This window comes from Bradyrhizobium sp. CIR48, assembly GCF_014198315.1.
Lineage (GTDB): Bacteria > Pseudomonadota > Alphaproteobacteria > Rhizobiales > Xanthobacteraceae > Bradyrhizobium.
The window spans coordinates 124,302-141,888 of record NZ_JACIHG010000009.1 but is presented as its reverse complement, the minus strand read 5'-3'; the positions used below and the strand labels follow the sequence as shown (position 1 = coordinate 141,888).

Annotated in this window: 18 protein-coding genes and 1 tRNA gene; 6 read left to right on the top strand and 13 right to left on the bottom strand. The window is 63.2% G+C overall.

Annotation, left to right across the window (positions count from 1 at the left end; translation table 11 throughout):
* Nucleotides 1-3 precede the first annotated feature (3 nt).
* The 5 genes from ugpA (at nucleotide 4) to GGD66_RS26775 (ending at nucleotide 3,940) form a co-directional block, all read left to right on the top strand.
* On the top strand, nucleotides 4-885 hold the full coding sequence (gene ugpA / locus GGD66_RS26795; protein WP_018323439.1) for a sn-glycerol-3-phosphate ABC transporter permease UgpA: 882 nt from the start codon (nucleotides 4-6) through the stop codon (nucleotides 883-885).
* Nucleotides 885-1,733 carry a sn-glycerol-3-phosphate ABC transporter permease UgpE gene (gene ugpE, locus GGD66_RS26790; protein WP_092251420.1) on the top strand — a complete coding sequence of 283 codons (849 nt, stop codon included), beginning with the start codon at nucleotides 885-887 and terminating at the stop codon, nucleotides 1,731-1,733. The genes ugpA and ugpE overlap by 1 nt, the downstream gene beginning before the upstream one ends.
* A gap of 108 nt (nucleotides 1,734-1,841) precedes the next feature.
* A complete protein-coding gene (locus GGD66_RS26785) occupies nucleotides 1,842-2,930 on the top strand; it encodes a sn-glycerol-3-phosphate import ATP-binding protein UgpC (RefSeq protein WP_183259489.1) in 1,089 nt (362 codons plus the stop codon).
* A gap of 261 nt (nucleotides 2,931-3,191) precedes the next feature.
* Nucleotides 3,192-3,617 carry an Hsp20 family protein gene (locus tag GGD66_RS26780; RefSeq protein ID WP_018323442.1) on the top strand — a complete coding sequence of 142 codons (426 nt, stop codon included), beginning with the start codon at nucleotides 3,192-3,194 and terminating at the stop codon, nucleotides 3,615-3,617.
* A gap of 50 nt (nucleotides 3,618-3,667) precedes the next feature.
* Nucleotides 3,668-3,940: a DUF1150 domain-containing protein gene (locus GGD66_RS26775; RefSeq protein ID WP_007598581.1), complete on the top strand. Its 273-nt coding sequence runs from the start codon at nucleotides 3,668-3,670 to the stop codon at nucleotides 3,938-3,940.
* Between the two features lie 142 nt (nucleotides 3,941-4,082).
* Here the strand turns inward: GGD66_RS26775 and GGD66_RS26770 are convergent, their stop codons facing one another.
* From GGD66_RS26770 to GGD66_RS26725, 10 genes are all read right to left on the bottom strand, one after another.
* The gene (locus GGD66_RS26770; RefSeq protein ID WP_183259488.1) at nucleotides 4,083-5,105 is read right to left on the bottom strand and encodes a glycoside hydrolase family 5 protein; all 1,023 of its coding nucleotides are present in this window, start codon (nucleotides 5,103-5,105) and stop codon (nucleotides 4,083-4,085) included.
* Between the two features lie 13 nt (nucleotides 5,106-5,118).
* A complete protein-coding gene (locus tag GGD66_RS26765; RefSeq protein WP_312014188.1) occupies nucleotides 5,119-6,435 on the bottom strand; it encodes an O-antigen ligase family protein in 1,317 nt (438 codons plus the stop codon).
* 488 nt (nucleotides 6,436-6,923) lie between these two features.
* Nucleotides 6,924-7,385 (bottom strand): PTS IIA-like nitrogen regulatory protein PtsN, encoded by a 462-nt coding sequence (gene ptsN, locus GGD66_RS26760; protein WP_008141251.1) that lies wholly within the window; start codon nucleotides 7,383-7,385, stop codon nucleotides 6,924-6,926.
* Nucleotides 7,386-7,616: 231 nt separating this feature from the next.
* Nucleotides 7,617-8,243 (bottom strand): ribosome hibernation-promoting factor, HPF/YfiA family, encoded by a 627-nt coding sequence (hpf, locus tag GGD66_RS26755; RefSeq protein WP_018323447.1) that lies wholly within the window; start codon nucleotides 8,241-8,243, stop codon nucleotides 7,617-7,619.
* 201 nt (nucleotides 8,244-8,444) lie between these two features.
* On the bottom strand, nucleotides 8,445-10,073 hold the full coding sequence (gene rpoN, locus GGD66_RS26750; protein WP_183259487.1) for an RNA polymerase factor sigma-54: 1,629 nt from the start codon (nucleotides 10,071-10,073) through the stop codon (nucleotides 8,445-8,447).
* Between the two features lie 89 nt (nucleotides 10,074-10,162).
* Entirely contained in the window at nucleotides 10,163-11,167 is a 1,005-nt protein-coding gene (gene lptB, locus GGD66_RS26745; protein WP_092251416.1) for an LPS export ABC transporter ATP-binding protein, read from the bottom strand.
* 223 nt (nucleotides 11,168-11,390) lie between these two features.
* Entirely contained in the window at nucleotides 11,391-12,101 is a 711-nt protein-coding gene (locus GGD66_RS26740) for an LptA/OstA family protein (RefSeq protein ID WP_183259486.1), read from the bottom strand.
* 4 nt (nucleotides 12,102-12,105) lie between these two features.
* Nucleotides 12,106-12,840, bottom strand: coding sequence for an LPS export ABC transporter periplasmic protein LptC (lptC, locus tag GGD66_RS26735; protein WP_018323451.1), 735 nt, complete (start codon nucleotides 12,838-12,840; stop codon nucleotides 12,106-12,108).
* Between the two features lie 174 nt (nucleotides 12,841-13,014).
* A complete protein-coding gene (locus tag GGD66_RS26730; RefSeq protein WP_018323452.1) occupies nucleotides 13,015-13,629 on the bottom strand; it encodes a ribonuclease D in 615 nt (204 codons plus the stop codon).
* 104 nt (nucleotides 13,630-13,733) lie between these two features.
* Complete coding sequence (locus GGD66_RS26725; protein ID WP_312014187.1) at nucleotides 13,734-15,026, bottom strand: UbiA family prenyltransferase; 1,293 nt, start codon at nucleotides 15,024-15,026, stop codon at nucleotides 13,734-13,736.
* A 295-nt stretch (nucleotides 15,027-15,321) separates the two neighbouring features.
* Here GGD66_RS26725 and GGD66_RS26720 point away from each other — a divergent pair, with 295 nt between their 5' ends.
* Nucleotides 15,322-16,593 (top strand): MFS transporter, encoded by a 1,272-nt coding sequence (locus GGD66_RS26720; protein ID WP_183259484.1) that lies wholly within the window; start codon nucleotides 15,322-15,324, stop codon nucleotides 16,591-16,593.
* Nucleotides 16,594-16,673: 80 nt separating this feature from the next.
* Here the strand turns inward: GGD66_RS26720 and GGD66_RS42450 are convergent, their stop codons facing one another.
* The 3 genes from GGD66_RS42450 to GGD66_RS26705 form a co-directional block, all read right to left on the bottom strand.
* Nucleotides 16,674-16,967 carry a type II toxin-antitoxin system RelE/ParE family toxin gene (locus GGD66_RS42450; protein WP_183259483.1) on the bottom strand — a complete coding sequence of 98 codons (294 nt, stop codon included), beginning with the start codon at nucleotides 16,965-16,967 and terminating at the stop codon, nucleotides 16,674-16,676.
* Complete coding sequence (locus GGD66_RS26710) at nucleotides 16,968-17,177, bottom strand: addiction module protein (protein WP_183259482.1); 210 nt, start codon at nucleotides 17,175-17,177, stop codon at nucleotides 16,968-16,970.
* A 193-nt stretch (nucleotides 17,178-17,370) separates the two neighbouring features.
* Nucleotides 17,371-17,457 (bottom strand) — tRNA-Leu (locus GGD66_RS26705).
* Between the last annotated feature and the right edge of the window lie 130 nt (nucleotides 17,458-17,587).

Below are 17,587 nucleotides of genomic sequence, written 5' to 3'. Positions count from 1 at the left end.
ACCATGCAAAAGCAAGCCATTTTCCAATCCAAGCTATTGCCTTACGTGCTGGTTGCGCCGCAGCTCGCGATCGTCCTGCTATTCTTCTACTGGCCGGCCCTGCAGGCGGTGATCCAGTCCTTCCTGCTCCAGGACGCCTTCGGCCTGTCGACGAGCTTCGTCTGGTTCGAGAACTATCTCGATCTGTTCAGGGAGCCCGCCTATTTCGAGGCGATCCTCCGCACCTTCTTCTTCTCGTTCGCCATCGCGGTCTCGTCGTTGTCCTTTGCGCTGCTGCTCGCCGTCATGGCAGACAAGCCCCTGCGCGGCTCGATGCTCTACCGCACCCTCTTGATCTGGCCCTATGCGGTGGCGCCACCGGTCGTCGGCGTGCTCTGGATCTTCATGCTGCATCCCTCGCTGGGCGTTATCGCGCGCTACCTGCGCGCGCTCGGGATCGACTGGAATCCGCTGCTCGACGGTGACCAGGCGGCAACGCTGATCATCCTCGCCGCCGCCTGGAAGCAGATCTCCTACAATTTCCTGTTCTTCCTCGCCGGCCTGCAGAGCATCCCAAGAAGCGTGCTCGAAGCCGCCGCGATCGACGGTGCGCGCCCGATGCGCCGGTTCTGGACCGTGACCTTCCCGCTGCTGTCGCCGACCATCTTCTTCCTGCTGGTCGTCAACATCGTCTACGCCTTCTTCGACACGTTCGGCATCATCGACACCATGACCCGCGGCGGACCCGGCAAGTCGACGGAAACGCTGGTCTACAAGGTCTATTCCGACGGCCTGCTCGGCGGCAATCTCGGCAGCTCCGCGGCGCAATCGGTGATCCTGATGGTCATGGTCATCGTGCTGACGGGCATCCAGTTCCGCTTCGTCGAACGCAAGGTGACCTACTGATGGTCGAGGAAGAGGGCTTTCGGCGCTACGTCGCGCACATCATTCTCTGGATCGGGATCGCGATCGTCGCCTTCCCGGTCTACATCGCGTTCGTCGCCTCGACCCAGGACAACGCGCTGATCGCGAACGGGCAGATGTCGCTGCTGCCGGGCGGTCATTTCTTCGAGACCTATTATCAAACCATCTTCGTCGGCACGAGCGGCTCGACCCGCGAGCCTGTCGGCAACATGATGCTGAACTCGCTGGTGATGGCGCTGCTGATCGCGGTCGGCAAGATCGCGATCTCGATCATCTCGGCCTATGCGATCGTGTATTTCCGCTTTCCGTTCCGGATGCCGATCTTCTGGATCATCTTCATCACCCTGATGCTGCCGGTCGAGGTCCGAATCTATCCGACCTACAAGATCGTCGCCGATCTGCACATGCTCGACAGCTACGCGGGCCTCGCGCTGCCGCTGATCGCCTCGGCCACCGCGACGCTGCTGTTCCGACAGTTCTTCATGACGGTGCCGGACGAGCTCCTGGAAGCCTCCCGCATCGATGGCGCCGGCCCCTTGCGCTTCTTCTGGGATACACTGCTGCCGCTGTCGCGCACCAACATGGCGGCGCTGTTCGTGATCCTGTTCATCCTCGGCTGGAATCAATATCTCTGGCCGCTGCTCATCACCACCCGCGACGACATGCAGACCATCCAGGTCGGCATCCGCAAGATGATCACCACCACCGACGCGCTGACCGAATGGCCGATCGTGATGGCGACCGCCATGCTGGCCATGCTGCCGCCGGTGTTCGTCGTCGTCGCCATGCAGAAATTGTTCGTGCGCGGCCTGGTCGAGACGGAAAAGTGAAGATGGCGAATGGTGAATGGCGAGTAGCGAATGGGGTCGCTGCGTCAGCCTTGCGTGTCAACCAATCCCCATTCGCCATTCCCTACTCGCTACTCGCCGGTGCAATCCATGGCTAACGTCACCCTGCGCAACGTCCGCAAGACCTATCTCGGCGGCTTCGAGGCCATCAAGGGCGTCAACGTCGATGTCGGCGACGGACAGTTCTGCGTGCTGGTCGGCCCCTCCGGCTGCGGCAAGTCCACCTTGCTGCGCATGGTCGCGGGCCTCGAGACCGTCACCGGCGGCGAGATCGACATCGGCGGCCGCGTGGTCAACCAGGTCGAGCCCGCCGATCGCGACATCGCGATGGTGTTCCAGAACTACGCGCTCTATCCGCATATGAGCGTCTACAACAACATGGCCTACGGCCTGCGCAACCGCGGCATGGCGGAAGCCGAGATCAAGACCCGCGTCGAGGAAGCCGCGCGCGTGCTCGAGCTGTCACCGATGCTGGAACGCAAGCCGCGCCAGCTCTCCGGCGGCCAGCGCCAGCGCGTCGCCATGGGCCGCGCCATCGTGCGCCAGCCGAAGGTGTTTTTGTTCGACGAGCCGCTGTCGAATCTCGATGCGAAACTGCGCATCGCGATGCGGGTCGAAATCCGCAAATTGCAGCGCCGGCTCAACACCACGTCGATCTACGTCACCCACGACCAGCTCGAAGCCATGACGCTCGCCGACGTTCTCGTCGTGATGAATGGCGGCCAGGTCGAGCAGGTCGGCAATCCCCTCGCGATCTACGAAAAGCCGGCGACCACCTTCGTCGCCTCCTTCATCGGGGCACCGCCGATGAATTTGATGTCGACGCGCCCCGAGGAGATCAGATCGCAGCTCGCCGGCAGCGCGGCGGCGGACGCCGGCATCCTCGGCATCCGCCCGGAAGACTTCGTCATCACCGACCAGACCCCGGCCGGCGGCGTCGCATTGCCGCTGACGGTGGAAGCGATCGAGCGCGTCGGCGCCGAGACCTTCGTCTATGGCTCGCGCGAGCAGGAAGAGCAGCGTGTCGCCGCCACGCCGGGCGAGCTGCCGCCCGGCGAGATCATCGTCCGCATTCCCGGAACCGAGGCCCCAGCGATCGGCGCGAAAATCCGGGTGGCGGCGGTGCGGACGAAGCTGCATTTGTTCAGCGGCGACGGGCGGACGCGGCTGGAGGCCTGATCCGTTCCGAGGGGCCGGAAACCACAAAACGCAAAAACAACCCCATGCACAGTAGAAGGGGGTCTGTTTTTGTTGAGATAAATCGCCAGCTGAATTCGTCATGCCCGGGCTCGTCCCAGTCATGACGGCTGGAGATGGCCAATCCACAGCTCCCCGGCTACCTGCTTGAACCAGCACGGGAACATGCCCATATTGCTGATCAAGGGGCGCCTCTACGGGCCCTGATGCACCAAAGTCGCTTCTGCGAGGACTTTGTAAACTATGTCTCGTGTTCCCACGTTATCCAGTCCGTTCCTTCTGGGCTTCGACGAGATTGAGCGCGTGCTCGATCGCGTCGTCAAAGGCGCCGACGGCTATCCTCCCTACAATATCGAGAGGTGTGGCGGCGCGGACGGCCAGCCCGAGCGGTTGCGTATCACGCTGGCGGTCGCCGGATTTACGCGCGACCAACTCGATGTAACCATTGAGGAAAACCAGCTCGTGATCCGCGGGCGGCAGCAGGACGACAAGTCCCGGCAATACATCCATCGCGGCATCGCCGCGCGCCACTTCCAGCGCACCTTCGTGCTGGCGGAGGGGATGCTGGTGCTGGGTGCGGATCTGAAGAACGGGTTGTTGTCGATCGATCTGGCCCGGCCTGAACCGGAGAGGATCGTTAAGACAATCGCTATCAATGAGCACGAATAATGGAACGAGTAGCGGACTCGACCGCTTAGTGTTCCAGAGGAGTCGAGACCATGAGTGAAGGTCACGTTGCGTTCGAATACGAAGCCAAGAACGTCTCACCCGAGACCCTGGCAACCCTTGGCGAAGGCCATATCGCCTATGTGAAGCAGATCCGCTCCGAGGACGTGCCGGGCCTGTTTCCCGAAGCACCGAAAATCGCGCCGGGCTTAAAACTCTTCGCGCTCCACGCTGCCGACGGCACGCCGATCATGCTGACCGACAGCCGCGAAGCCGCGATCGCCAATGCCTGGAGCAACGAGCTGCAAGCCGTCAGCGTGCACTGAGCGCACGTCGCACGAACAGAGTTTCCAGCGGGCATGCCTTCTTGCGAAGGCGTGCCCGTTTTCATTTTGACACGATGACGCTCCTCGCAATGACGGTGCGTGAGGCCGCAGTGGGCTCGACTCTCGATCCCGAACGCGCGCTTCAACGCACCGCCGGGATCAACGCCCGCAGGATGTCCGGCTTCCAGGTTTGACGCGCGCTGTCGAAGGCCGCGAAATCATGGTCGAACTGCCAATAGGCCCATGCCCAGCCAAGCCGATCCGCAGTCCGCGCCACGAACGACAGATATCGCGTCCGGGCGTCCGTCGGAGCGCGCTCGTACACGCCGAACTCGCCGAGATAGATCGGGCGCTTTTCCTTTTCGGACCAGATACGAATCTTGTCGAAATCGGCGAGTGCCTTCCGTTCGTCCTCCGGAGTGCCCCAATCGAGTGGCCCGAGCCGCGAAAACGTTGGGGACCACGGCGCACCCTGATGCGTGAAACGTATCGGCGCGTAATAGTGAAACGTCACGATGAGATTTCTGTCATCTGATGGCAGGGCCAGTTCCTCGACCGGCATGTCATCGACGTTGAAAACGGCAGCAATGACCGTCCGTCCGGGGTTGCTGGTGCGGATGATGCCGAGACACTCGTTCAGAAGGGCGTTCCAGCTGGTCGACGTCATCTGCCCGCCGGGCTCATTGAGGACCTCGAAGACAAGCTTCGGATATCTTCCGGCATAGCGCCCGGCGATTTGCGTCCAGAATGCCTTCAGCTTCTCGGCGCATCCGGACACGTCGCGCTGGCAAGTATCCGTATCGTGCTCGTCCAGAATGGGGATGAGCTTCCGGGCGAGCACCTCTTCGATCACGGCATCAAGCCGTTTCAAGACGATTTCATCGAGCAGATTCCCTTCGCCCATGAACTTGAAGCCGAAGAAATTGATCCGAACGTGCGAGAACCCGGCCTTTCGGATGGCCGTGAGGTTGTCCAGACGAAATGGCGCGTTCCGACCTCCTTCCCAGATGCCGTCGTAGCCGAGGATGTTGATGCCGCGCCCCAACTCTCCTGGGGAGCGCGCGGTGCCCTGCTTGGCTGCGTCGGCCCGAGAGCAGATCGCGAGCATGGCGATCGCCAAGGTGAGACAGAAGGTCACCAACCAGCGGGCGCAGATGGCATTCATGCTGCTTTCTCCATCATCGCAGCAGGGATTGCTGCGGCACCGGCCTGCACACCGCGAAGAAGAACGCGACGAGAAGTACCGACGTGAACATCGTCGAGCGGAGGAACATCGTCTCCGTGAAATTCGATTGAAAGCTCAGGACGACAAATCCGATGATGAGAGCGCAATGGGAACGATCGATCGACCGGGTGGCGATCAAGTACAAGACCTTTTCCGAAAACAGATAGACGCTCGCGACGAACAGCAAATATCCCAGAAATCCCGTTTCAATCGCCACCGCGATGTAACCGCTATGATAATTGTCGAGCACCCAGCCATGGTTCTGGTTGAAGTAGTCGTAAATCGAAGGGCGCGTCCAGAATCCGTTGATGCCAAAGCCCAGCAGGGGCGCGTCGTTGAAATGGCTGATGGCGTACTGCCAAATGAAAGTCCGCTCGGTCAAGTCGATGGTCGATTCGCCGCCGAGATGAAAGGAATCGTACCCCGTCAGATAGAAATACAGAAACAGCAGGGCGGCCAGAATGCACATGATGAATGGCAGCACCGCATAGACTCTCATGCAGCGGATCGACCACATCGAGGTGACGAGCAGCCCACACGCGGCAACGGCAACGGCGCCGGCACCACGGGATTCCGAGGCGATGACGCACGTCGACGCCAGGAGAAACGTCGCGAGAAAAGCGATCCATCCCTGCCCGGTCATCTTCTGATAGCAGGCAAAGAACATCAGATATGCGCTGATGAAACCGAGCGTCTGCTTCGATTCGTAGATTCCCTGCCACTGGCCATTGTGCATCCAGCTCTGGTCGACGCCGATCTCGGGCACGAAGACGGCACACAAGGCCGAGGCGGCGACCAGAATGAAGAACCCGAGTGCCGTCGATCCGACGATCTCGTTCACGTCGATACGGGTAATGAGGCAGTACGCACCGAAGGTCGTCACCACAAGAGCCGCGCTCTTCATGATCGCCGCAACGGCGAGACTGGTCCAGAGAACGGAAATGGCAGCGAGGGAATAGAATGCCACCAGCGCGATGAGATCGGGATTCGGCTGCACGCGTACGCGTGGACGCACGAAGACACTGGCGTAGATCAGGATGACCCACATCACGAGCGCAACGGCCTGTTGCAGATTGCTCCACTCTGCGGGAAGCAGCGCGGGTTGGAAGACCCCCATCGACGCGACCACGTTGACGGTGATCGAACCGCGGATCACGTTTCTGGCAAGCTTCTCCACACCGACGCTGCGCGCTTTCCAGATCGCGCTTTCGTATGCCTCGGAATCCGAACCGATTTGTGGGCTGGCCCTGAGCTGACCTTCCTGAAGCACGGCCGATGTCCCCTACCGCGCGTCGCGACCGCCTTCGCGCGGTCGACATTCCCGGGACTTGCGCCGCGAGCGGGCCTCGATTGGCCCGGACATCAATTCGAGCAAAAGCGCAGCCTGAACCCAACGATATCGATGATTGGCGGTTTGTCGCCGGCTCCAACGCCGGCACCGAGGGGATCTCCTGGGCGTCTTGCCAGGCGGGTAGCTTCTGGACGATACGCCGGGCATCCGCCGGCCGAGGCCCGGTTCCCCGCGCCGTTCTCCCCCGCCGCGCCAATGCGCAACGACGCATTTCCATTCCAAATCACGTCCGCTCAGTCCACAGCTTCGAACGACTGTTAGCGGATTTTGACGCCGCCCAATATGCCGTGCGTCTCAAGCGGGAAAATTTTCGGAGCGTCTACCTGCAGATCCCCAGGGCAGGGCGCGACGCCGGCAATGCCGGGCGATCCGGGAGGCCAGAGTCGATCCGGCCTTTGACCGCGAAGTTACGCCGCGGTGGCCGGCGGCAGTGCCAGCACAGAGTAAATCGCCTGGGCATCGCGCGAAGCGCGCAGCTTCTTGGCGATGTCCTGGTCGCGCAACAGGCGGGCGATGCGGGCGAGGGCCTTGAGGTGATCGGCGCCGGCGCCTTCGGGGGCGAGCAGCAGGAAGACGAGATCGACCGGCTGGCCGTCCATCGCCTCGAAATCGATCGGACGGTCGAGACGTGCGAACAGGCCAAAAATCTTTTCGAGCTTGGGCAGCTTGCCGTGCGGAATGGCAACGCCATAGCCGACCGCGGTGGTGCCGAGCTTCTCCCGCTGCAGCAGCACCTCGAACACGGAGCGCTCGTTCTGCCCGGTCAGCTCGGCGGCCTTCGCCGCGAGCTCCTGCAGGGCCTGCTTTTTGCTGTTGACCTTCAATGCCGGGAGAATCGCCTCGGGTGCGACCAGATCGGTAATCGGCATGGAGGGTTTCCGAGGTGAATTAAACCGTCAGGTTCCGAATTGGCCGGCTTGGAGAGAAACCACGCCGGGCCGGCGTCAAGAAGGTCAAGCAGGAGGAGGACTTAGCCCAAATCCCGTTAAGTCCTGATGTGGGGCGCTTCTACTCCAACGCAATCCCGGTGCCAACTCCCGCGTGCGGCTTTGCCCCGGTCATTATTAAGGCCTGCGGATGGTACGGGGCCGGGCTTTTGCCTATCCCCCGGCCGCGCTGTTCCCCTTGCCATCCGCGCCGGCATCCGTTTTGGCTCCGGGCGGGTCGATCCAGCCCACATTGCCGTCGGCCCGGCGGTAAATGATGTTCACCCGGCCGCTGGAACCGTGCTGAAAGACCAGGCAGGGAGCCCCGCTCAGGTCGAGTTCCATGACGGCCTCGCTGACCGACAGCGGCTTCAGCGAAGTGGTGGCCTCGGCGATGATGACGGGGCTGTAGCCGGTGACCTCGTCCTCGCCCTCCGGCGCCTCGAGCACGTAGCTGGTGGCATCGAGCGCAGCCATTGCTTCGGAGGCGACATGGGCCTTGCGGGCGGAGCGGTCCTTGAGCCGGTTCTTGTAGCGACGCAGCCGCTTCTCGATCATCAGCAGCGCCTGGTCGGCGCTGGCATAGGCATCCGGCGCGTTCGAATCGGCCTCCAGCGTGATTCCGGAATCGAGATGCAGGGCGCAATCGGTGCGGAAGCCGAAGCCGTCCTTGCTGAGCGTGATGTGGCCGGAATAATTGCCGTCGAAATATTTGCGCAGCACCTCGTCGGTGCGGTCGGAAACGCGGCCACGCAGGGCCTCGCCGACGCTGATGCTCTTTCCCGAGATTCTGAGAGTCATGTGATGCCTCGCTTGGTTCACGTGCTCGCGGTGCGATGCCACGTCATCGCACCTTTGGAAGATTTCCTGCGCATGCTCTCCCCGCAAACGCCTTTGGCGTTTGTCGGGAAGGAAAACCGCTGGACACTTTTCCGGATCATGCGCGTGCTTGGATCCGTCTCGACGGGGGGGCGAGAGTAGCGCGATTTCGCGCCAGCGCAATCAGGCCGGTTCGGTGTTGCGGGAGCGATCGGACAAGGCGGTGGTGAGGACGTTACCAAGAGCGCTCTGCTTGTCGCGGCGACGTTGCACCGAGGAAGGAATGCGCATGGCTTCGCGGTACTTCGCGACCGTGCGGCGGGCAATATCAATGCCCGAGGCGCGCAAGCGTTCCACGATGGTGTCGTCCGACAGGATCGCCGCGGGCTCCTCCGAATCGATCAGCTGCTTGATGTGGTGGCGGACGGCTTCGGCGGAATGCGCCTCGCCGCCGTCGGCCGAGGCGATCGAGGCCGTGAAGAAATATTTCAGCTCGAACGTGCCGCGATTGGTCGCCATGTACTTGTTGGCGGTGACACGCGACACCGTGGATTCATGCATCTGGATGGCGTCGGCCACGGCCTTCAGATTGAGCGGCCGCAAATGCGCCACGCCATGGGTGAAGAAGCCGTCCTGCTGGCGCACGATCTCGGTTGCAACTTTCAGGATGGTGCGGGCGCGCTGGTCGAGCGCGCGCACCAGCCAGGTCGCGTTCTGCAGCGCGTCGGTGAAATAGGACTTATCGCCGTCCTTGCCGATCTTCTTCGACAGCTCGGAATAGTAGGTCTGGTTGACCAGCACGCGCGGCAAGGTGTCGCTGTTGAGCTCGACATGCCAGCCGCCGTCGGGACCCGGGCGGACATAGACGTCGGGCACCATGGTCTGCAGACGCGCCGAGCCGAACTTCATGCCGGGCTTGGGATTGAGACGGCGGATCTCGCCGATCATGTCGGCGATGTCCTCGTCATCGACGCCGCAGATCTTGCGCAGGGCCACGATGTCGCGCTTGGCCAGGAGATCGAGATGCTCGACCAGAGCCTGCATCGCGGGGTCGTAGCGGTCGAGCTCGCGGAGCTGGATCGCCAGGCATTCGCTCAAATTGCGCGCACAGACGCCGGGCGGATCGAATTTTTGCAGCACGGCAAGGACGCCCTCGACTTCGGCTTGCGTCGCGCCAAGGCGCTCGGCGGCCTGGCCGAGATCGCCCGGCAGATAGCCGGCCTCGTCGACGAGGTCGATCAAATACTGGCCGATCATGCGCTGGGCAGGCGCGGTGAAGGCCACCGAGAGCTGCTCGGCGAGATGGTCCGAGAGCGTCAACTCGGCCGCGACAAAGGCCTCGAGATTGTAGTCCTCGTCGCCGGAGGCGCCGCCGCCCCATTCCGTATAGGTGGTCGGCGCGGCATCCTGGGCGTTGCGCGCCGCGGCCTCGGCCGGTTCCTCGGAGAAGACGTTGTCGAGGCCCGTGTCGAGGGTCTGCTCGATCTCGGCGCGGGTGCCGAGATCCTTGCTCATCCATTCTTCCTGGCCCGGCTCGAACGCGTCGCCGCCGCCAAAGCCGTCATCGCCCAGGCCATCGCCTTGGCCGCCGGACTCCTCGCCATCGCTGTACTGGCCGGCCTCGGCCGGGCCCTCGCCCGCGGGGGCCTCGTCACTGGCCCGTTCCAGCAGGGGGTTACGCTCGAGCTCCTCTTCCACGAAGGTCGTGAGATCGAGATTGGACAATTGCAGCAGCTTGATCGCCTGCATCAACTGCGGCGTCATGACCAGCGACTGCGATTGCCGGAACTCTAATCTCTGCGTGAGCGCCATGAAGCAAGAACCGTTCCCAAAAATTGGTCCGATTTTTGCTTATCTTAGTCCGAGCCCGATGTACACGCCTTGACGAACGCAAAAACGGGCTAGAGGCGGAATTCCTCGCCAAGGTAAAGGCGGCGTACGTCCGGATCGGCGACGATCTCATCCGGGCTCCCCTCGGTCAAGATTTCGCCGGCATAGACGATGTAGGCGCGGTCGGTGAGGCCGAGCGTCTCGCGGACATTGTGGTCGGTGATGAGGACGCCGATGCCGCGATTGGTGAGATGGCGGACGAGGTCCTGGATGTCGCCGACCGCGATCGGGTCGATGCCGGCGAAGGGCTCGTCGAGCAGCATGTAATTCGGCCGCGTCGCCAGGGCGCGCGCGATCTCGACGCGGCGGCGCTCGCCGCCCGACAGAGCGATTGAGGGCGATTTCCTGAGCCGCGTGATGTTGAACTCGTCGAGCAGCGAATCGAGCTGCTGCTCGCGCTTCTTGCGCGAGGGCTCCACCACTTCGAGCACGGCGCGGATGTTCTGCTCGACGGTGAGGCCGCGGAAGATCGAGGCTTCCTGCGGCAAATAGCCGATGCCGAGCCGCGCGCGCTGATACATCGGGAGCTTGGTGACGTCGTGGCCGTCGAGCTCGATGGCGCCGCGGTCGGCCTTGATCAGGCCGGTGATCATGTAGAACACGGTGGTCTTGCCGGCGCCGTTCGGACCGAGCAGGCCGACGGCTTCGCCGCGGCGCACATAGATGCTGACGCCGCGCACCACCTGGCGGCTGCCGAAGGCCTTTTCCACGCTATGCACAGCCAGGAAGCCGGGCCGCTTCAGGAGCTGCGGCCCACCGCCGTTCGGCTTGGCGGCGGCCCTGACGGGGTGAACTGCCGGCTGACGCGGCGCCTCGGCTTGATAGTCGCCTTGATAGTCACCCTGGAACTGATCGGGCGCATGGATCGCCTGGTCGCGGGCCATCGGCGCGTCCCGGATCGGGCTCGTCACGAGCCCGCCGACGCCGTCACCAAGCGCGGTGATGTCCTGACGCGCAAATCCTGGCCGGCCGCGCTTGGCGGGGCGCCGACGGAACATGCTGAAGAGATCGACCATCCCCGCCTTCTAAGCCTTTCGCGACGATCCTGCGCGAATTCGCGCGATCTGCCGCACCGGCCGTTCGACTGGCCGATGCAGCATGAGTGAAGGGATGTCTCATGCCCAGTGAAACACGCCCGAAAAGCGGCGGACCCCGCTTCGAAAGCCCTGCGCGCTAGATACAGTCTCGCCGGCCAAGCTTCAACCTCGGATCGGGAGCAACGGATCCAAGTCGTTGAATTCATTTCGATTTAGTTCCGCCGGGCAATTGCAAAGGCGGCGCCCCACCGGGCTTGCCCGAACCGCAATCGTTGCCGCCGCCCTGCGGCAGCAGGGCCTGAACCCGGCCGTTGTCGGATTCCACCCGCGACACGCCCGTCGTCATGTCGACCATCAAACGGTCGCCGCGCAGCACGTTCTTGCACTGCGTCAGGACGACTTGGCCGCCGCCTCCCAGCATGGTGATGAGATTGGTTCTGGTGTCGAACACGGCGGTCTCGCCGGTCACCACCTGGTCCTTCTGGGTGACCACGACATTGCCGCGCGCCTCCAGCCGTTTGATCGAGGAACTGCCGCCGGGGCCCGGCTGCGCCGACTGCATCGGCGCGCCCTTGGTCGCCTTGGCCGCAGGCTGGGGCGTGGCGGGCTTGTCGCCGCCCGATTCGTAGAACACCACCAGCGTCTTCGAGGTCATGGTGGTGTCGCCTTGGATGACCTTCACATTGCCGGCGAAGGTCGCCTCCTTCTTCTTGTCGCGCATCTCGAGCGAGGCCGCCTCGATCTGGATCGGCTGATCGCGGTTCTGCGAGAAACCCTGCATCGCGTTCGGCACGCCCTGCATCGTGCTCTGCGCAAAAGTGGCGCCGGTTGCCGCAAGCACGACAGTGGCGGCGAGCGCAGCTGCACTGACGATGGCATTGCGCGTGTGGTTGCGCGGAAAAGTCCTGATCATGAAATCACTTTGAATTGGCAGATTTGTTCTTTGACTTGGCCGGCGGCGCCGCCGGCGCGGGCTCGGCTGGCGCAGGCTGAGCGGCGGCGGGGTCATCCAGCTTGTCCAGATGCATCACCACATTGCCCTCGAAACGGATGACGTCGCCGCCTTCCGTAATGCGCAGCTTGTCCGCGGACAGCGTGCCGTTGGTCAGCTTGACGTCGACACGCTCGTCCGAGGAGACCGTGCCCTTGCCCATGTCGACGAAGGCCGAGTTCAGCCGCGCCTCGTAGCCGGTCGAGGTGCGCAGGAAGATGTCCTTGTGCAGATCGAGCTGCTGCTGCTTGTTGTCGAAGCGGCCGGTGCGGGCATCGAGGAACAGGGTCGATTGATCCTCCATCAGCACCTTCGCGCGCAGATCGGAGAGATCGACATGATCGGGATCGGTGATGTCCTGCGTCGCGGTCTTGGCCCAGAGCTCGTAGGGCCGCTGGTCCGGCGTGTAGCCCGCCAGATGCGGCGATTCCATCGTGATCTTGGTGCCCGACACCACCAGGTTTCCGGAATCGAGCGGCAGCTTCGGCATCAGCATGCGGAACGGATTGAAGACCGAGACGCCGACGATGGCGGCCATCGACAACAGCACGGCAGCCGGCACCGCGAGGCGCAGAATCCGCACCAGACGGCTGTGGCGCGCCGCGCTGGCAAACTTCGCCGCAAGCGCGGCGTCGTAGGTGGGATTGTGGGCCGAATTCACCTGAGCTCCTGAGGTGCCGCTCGCCAGGCCGGGTTGCAGGCCGCTCCATTGTACCCGTCAGCGCCGCAATATGCAGCCTTGTACATATCAGCCTTGGACATATCAGGCTCGGACAGGCCGCACGAAAGTGTCCGAAACGGGGCGCAGCCCGAAGTCTAACCGGCGGTCGAGGGCTCAGGAATGCGCGAAAATGTCCTCCTCCGCCCAGCCCTGGAGGTCGAGCAGGGCGCGGGTCGGCAGGAAGTCGAAACAGGCTTTGGCCAGCGCGGTGCGGCCCTCCCGCACCAGCATGGCATCTAACCGTTCGCGCAAAGCATGCAGGTGCAGCACGTCCGAGGCGGCATAAGCGAGCTGCGGCTCGGTCAGGCTGTCGGAACCCCAATCGCTGGATTGCTGCTGCTTGGAGAGATCGACATTGAGCACCTCGCGCACGAGGTCTTTCAAGCCGTGGCGATCGGTGTAGGTGCGGGTCAGGCGCGAGGCAATCTTGGTGCAATAAATCGGGCCGGTCATGACGCCGAAGGTCTGGTACAGCACCGCGACGTCGAACCGCGCGAAGTGGAAGATCTTGGTGATGGCGGGATTGGCCAGCAGCGCCTTCAGGTTCGGCGCGTCGGTGTGGCCCTTGGGGATCTGGACCACGTCGGCGCTGCCGTCGCCGGGCGAGAGCTGCACCACGCAGAGCCGGTCGCGGTGCGGATTCAGCCCCATGGTCTCGGTGTCGATCGCCACCGCTCCGGTGTAGCGGGACAGGTCGGGCAGGTCGCCGCGATGCAGGCGTACGGTCATGGCGTTTCAAAACCTCGGGTCTAATCGGTGCGTCGGCACAATAGCGAATTCGGATTGCCCGCGATGTAGCCATTGCAGGCGGGCCGCGCAAGCACGGGCTTCGCTCAGATCGCCGCCAGCATGATGCAGATCATCGCCGCAACCGCAATGCGGCTGGGGCCGTCGCGGAAGGCGTACAGAATCGGGTCATCGGGCATCTCGCGGCGATGCGCCATCATCAGGGCGCGGCCGAACCAGTAGAGCAGCAGCGGATTGAGCAGCCACAGCATCCAGGGACGGCTGTACAGCGGCGTCACCGCGGTCGAGGAGACGTAGAGCGAGAACACGGTCACCGCGTTCATCGCGCTCGCCGCCGCCATCGCGGCGATGATTTGCAGGTCGGTGACGCGATAGTCGCGGTTGGAGGGATCGGCAAGGCCGGCGCTCTCGCGCATGCTGAGCTCGCTGAAGCGCTTGATCAGTGCCAGCGAGGTGAACACGAACAGCGAGAAGATCAGCAGCCATTCCGACAGCACCACGCCGACGCCGACCGCGCCGGCGACGATGCGAAGCGTGTAGAGACCGGCGAGCGTGACAATGTCGACCAGCATCTTGCGCTTCAGCGCGAGCGAGTAGGCGATGGTGGTGACGAGATAGGCGCCGAGCACGCCGAGAAACAGCGGCGAAATGCAGAGACCCGCCACGACCGCGAACAGCCACAACGCAGGAATCGCTGATAGCGCGGACGAGATCGGCAAATCTCCGGCCGCCAGCGCGCGATGGCGCTTGGTCGGATGCTGCCGGTCCGCTGCGAGATCCAGGAGATCATTCATCAGATAGGCGCCAGACGCACAGGCCGAGAACGCCAGGAACGCCAGCAGCGCGGAGCCGAAGCTGGCAAAATTCAGCTGATGCGCGGTGATGACAGGCACGAACACCAGCGTGTTCTTGGCGTATTGATAGACGCGCAGCGCCTTGGCCCAGATCTTGAGGCTCGCACGCTTGCTGCTGCGCGCGGCGATGCGCTCGATAGCGCCTGGATCGAACGGCAGCTTTTCGCCTGCAGCCAGATCAGCCGGCGCAACGACGCCGTCAAAGCCGAGATGTGCGGCAACGCCGGCGGCATGGTGGGTGAACCGGCCGGCCACCAGATAGATCTTCGCGCCCCGCGCCCGCGCCGCGAGAGCCCGGTTCAGCACGTCGGGCTCGTAGGGCAGATGGGCGTAGTCGATCTCGGCGCGCGCCAGGATATCCGTGAGTGCCGCCATGCCCGGACGTCCGCCAGCGCCGAAGCGGGCGAGCATGCGGCCGGGGCTGGAGAACAGCGCCTCCATCAGCAGCTCGGACCGCAGCAGGCCGCCTTCGAGATCGATGACGAGCGTCCGCGTAGCCGCCGCCGTGACCAACGGCTCGGGCACGCCAGGATCATACTGCCGGGCAGGCTGCTCCATCCGAATACGCTCTGACTTGCCGCAAACTGACCGGCTCAGGGCCGGGGAGCAGGGAAATGGACGGTCATGACACTAGGGGAGCATTCGCTAAGGGCGGCTTAATCGGGCTGCCGGAAGCCGCGAGAACAGGGCTGTTGCACGGAACCCACAGCGGCGCGCGAACTGCCCGTTTCGGCGGAGCCTGTGGCGCGCGGCCCGTGGAAATCGTGCGGGCCCACCCCATCTGTCAGTTTCCCTCCCCGCGACCCATGAATCGAGATCCATGACCGAACAGACGCTCGCCGCGCCGATCGACGACCCGTCAGAACGCCAACGCGGCTTCTCGCGCTACCAGGCGCTTCTGATCGCGCTGCTCGCGTTCACGCAGTTCACGATCATCCTCGACTTCATCATCATGTCGCCGCTCGGCGCCATCCTGATGCCGGCACTCAACATCACGGCCGCCCAGTTTGGCGTGGCGGTGTCGGCCTACGCGTTCAGCGCGGGCATTTCGGGGGTGCTGGCCGCCGGCTTTGCCGATCGCTTCGATCGCAAGCGCCTGCTGCTGTTCTTCTATGTCGGCTTCACGCTCGGGACCCTGCTCTGCGCGATCGCGCCGAATTATCACGTGCTGCTGATCGGCCGGATCGTGACCGGATTGTTCGGCGGCGTGATCGGCTCGGTGGTGCTGGCCATCATCACCGATTTGTTCGCGCTGCATCTGCGCGGCCGCGTGATGGGCTTCGTGCAGACCGCGTTTGCAGCAAGCCAGGTGCTCGGCATTCCCGCCGGCCTGTTTCTCGCCAATCACTGGAGCTGGCACGTCTGCTTCATTGCGATCGTCGTGGTGTCGATCGCGGCGATCGCAATCATCGCCTTCGCCATGGAGCCGGTCGACACGCATCTGAAGCGGAAACAGGACAAGAACCCGTTCCACCATCTGATCTCGACCGTCGGGCAGCCGCGCTACACGCTGGCCTTCTTCGTCACGACGCTGCTGGCGACCGGCGGCTACATGCTGATGCCGTTCTCCAGCGCCTTCACCGTGCACAATCTCGGCATCGACATCACGCATCTGCCGACGATCTATCTCGTCTCAGGCCTGTTCAGCATCGTCACGGGGCCGCTGGTCGGCAGGGCGAGCGATGCGTTCGGCAAATACCCGACCTTCGTGTTCGGCAGCGTGGTGTCCGTCATCATGGTGCTGATCTACACCCATCTCGGCCACGTGGCGCTGACGACCGCGATCCTCGTCAACGTGCTGATGTTCGTCGGCATCTTCTCGCGCATGATCCCGTCGCAGGCCCTGATGTCCGCAATCCCGGATCCCGACCAGCGCGGCTCCTTCAGCGCGATCAGCGCCTCGCTGCAACAGCTCTCCGGCGGCCTCGGCTCGGTGCTCGCGGGCGCGATCATCGCGGAAGGACCAGATGGCGCGCTGCTCCATTTCGACCGGATCGGCTACGTCGTCGTAGCATCGGCGATCGTCTCGCTGGTAGCTATGTACTTTGTGCAGAAGGCGGTGGCGGAGCGGACGGGGAAAAGGGTGGTGTGAGGGGGCCTATTCATTCGCTGATCGGAAAATCGCCGCCCAGCTGGTGCGCAAGGCTCGAAGCAACTTCGGCCACGACGTGGCTACGAACGGCGTTGCCAAACCATGGGATCGCGGCTCGTGTGAAAGACCGCAACGACGTAGACCACATCGTTCAGTTCTCGAAATACGACAATGTAAGGGAACCGACGTAGCAGAGCGCGACGTGTGTCTTTGTAGGCCGGCGGAAATTGCTTGGGATGTTCCGCAATCCGGATCAGCGCGGAGCGCAAAGCGTCGCGAAATTGCGGCACAACATGCGGAGCGTGACTGTCGTACCAGCTGACAGCACCGACGAGGTCGGCGCGGGCCGCCTGGGTAAAAAGAAGTCGAGCCACTTATCGCGACCGACGATCGAGCTCAGCGTCAATATCCTCCCAAGGGACTGCGTCGCGGAGGTCCACGTCGAAACTCGCCAGCCGCCGTTCGAGTTCGGCCTCGTGCGCCGGGGTCAAGGGCACGTCAGCAGGGGAGAGGCTGTCCCAAAGCTCACCGATGAGGTCGAGCCGCTCTCTGGGCGTCAAACGGCTGATGTCGAGCGTTGCCATGATCCGAACCCTTGGCCCTTTTGCCAACGAAATCACAACCTTCGCAGTCTCGTCGAGGAAAATATCGTGATTACGACGCCCCGCGGAAAGGGGCAGGATCCCACGATCCCGGAGTAATTTCCCAACATTGGACCGGATCGGATTACCCGCCGTCCCCCGCCTTGAGTTTCGAAGGGAATCCGGACGGGATAAATGGTGCCCAGGAAAGGACTCGAACCTTCACGGCCGTTAAGCCACTGGCACCTGAAGCCAGCGCGTCTACCAATTCCACCACCTGGGCATGCCGTTTGGGGCACGGAGGCGGTTACTACGGTTCGGTGACGCCGTTGTCAATTCATGCGTGACCCGGGTTTGGGGATGCCGATTGCGCATCGCAAACCGGCCCGATACAAGCCTGACAAGACGCACTC

Coding starts and splice junctions, on each gene's coding strand:
- ugpA (WP_018323439.1), top strand. CDS start 4: ATGCAAAAGCAAGCCATTTTCCAATCCAAGCTATTGCCTTACGTGCTG.
- ugpE (WP_092251420.1), top strand. CDS start 885: ATGGTCGAGGAAGAGGGCTTTCGGCGCTACGTCGCGCACATCATTCTC.
- GGD66_RS26785 (WP_183259489.1), top strand. CDS start 1,842: ATGGCTAACGTCACCCTGCGCAACGTCCGCAAGACCTATCTCGGCGGC.
- GGD66_RS26780 (WP_018323442.1), top strand. CDS start 3,192: ATGTCTCGTGTTCCCACGTTATCCAGTCCGTTCCTTCTGGGCTTCGAC.
- GGD66_RS26775 (WP_007598581.1), top strand. CDS start 3,668: ATGAGTGAAGGTCACGTTGCGTTCGAATACGAAGCCAAGAACGTCTCA.
- GGD66_RS26770 (WP_183259488.1), bottom strand. CDS start 5,105: ATGAATGCCATCTGCGCCCGCTGGTTGGTGACCTTCTGTCTCACCTTG.
- ptsN (WP_008141251.1), bottom strand. CDS start 7,385: ATGCCGATTACCGATCTGGTCGCACCCGAGGCGATTCTCCCGGCATTG.
- hpf (WP_018323447.1), bottom strand. CDS start 8,243: ATGACTCTCAGAATCTCGGGAAAGAGCATCAGCGTCGGCGAGGCCCTG.
- rpoN (WP_183259487.1), bottom strand. CDS start 10,073: ATGGCGCTCACGCAGAGATTAGAGTTCCGGCAATCGCAGTCGCTGGTC.
- lptB (WP_092251416.1), bottom strand. CDS start 11,167: ATGGTCGATCTCTTCAGCATGTTCCGTCGGCGCCCCGCCAAGCGCGGC.
- GGD66_RS26740 (WP_183259486.1), bottom strand. CDS start 12,101: ATGATCAGGACTTTTCCGCGCAACCACACGCGCAATGCCATCGTCAGT.
- GGD66_RS26730 (WP_018323452.1), bottom strand. CDS start 13,629: ATGACCGTACGCCTGCATCGCGGCGACCTGCCCGACCTGTCCCGCTAC.
- GGD66_RS26720 (WP_183259484.1), top strand. CDS start 15,322: ATGACCGAACAGACGCTCGCCGCGCCGATCGACGACCCGTCAGAACGC.
- GGD66_RS26710 (WP_183259482.1), bottom strand. CDS start 17,177: ATGGCAACGCTCGACATCAGCCGTTTGACGCCCAGAGAGCGGCTCGAC.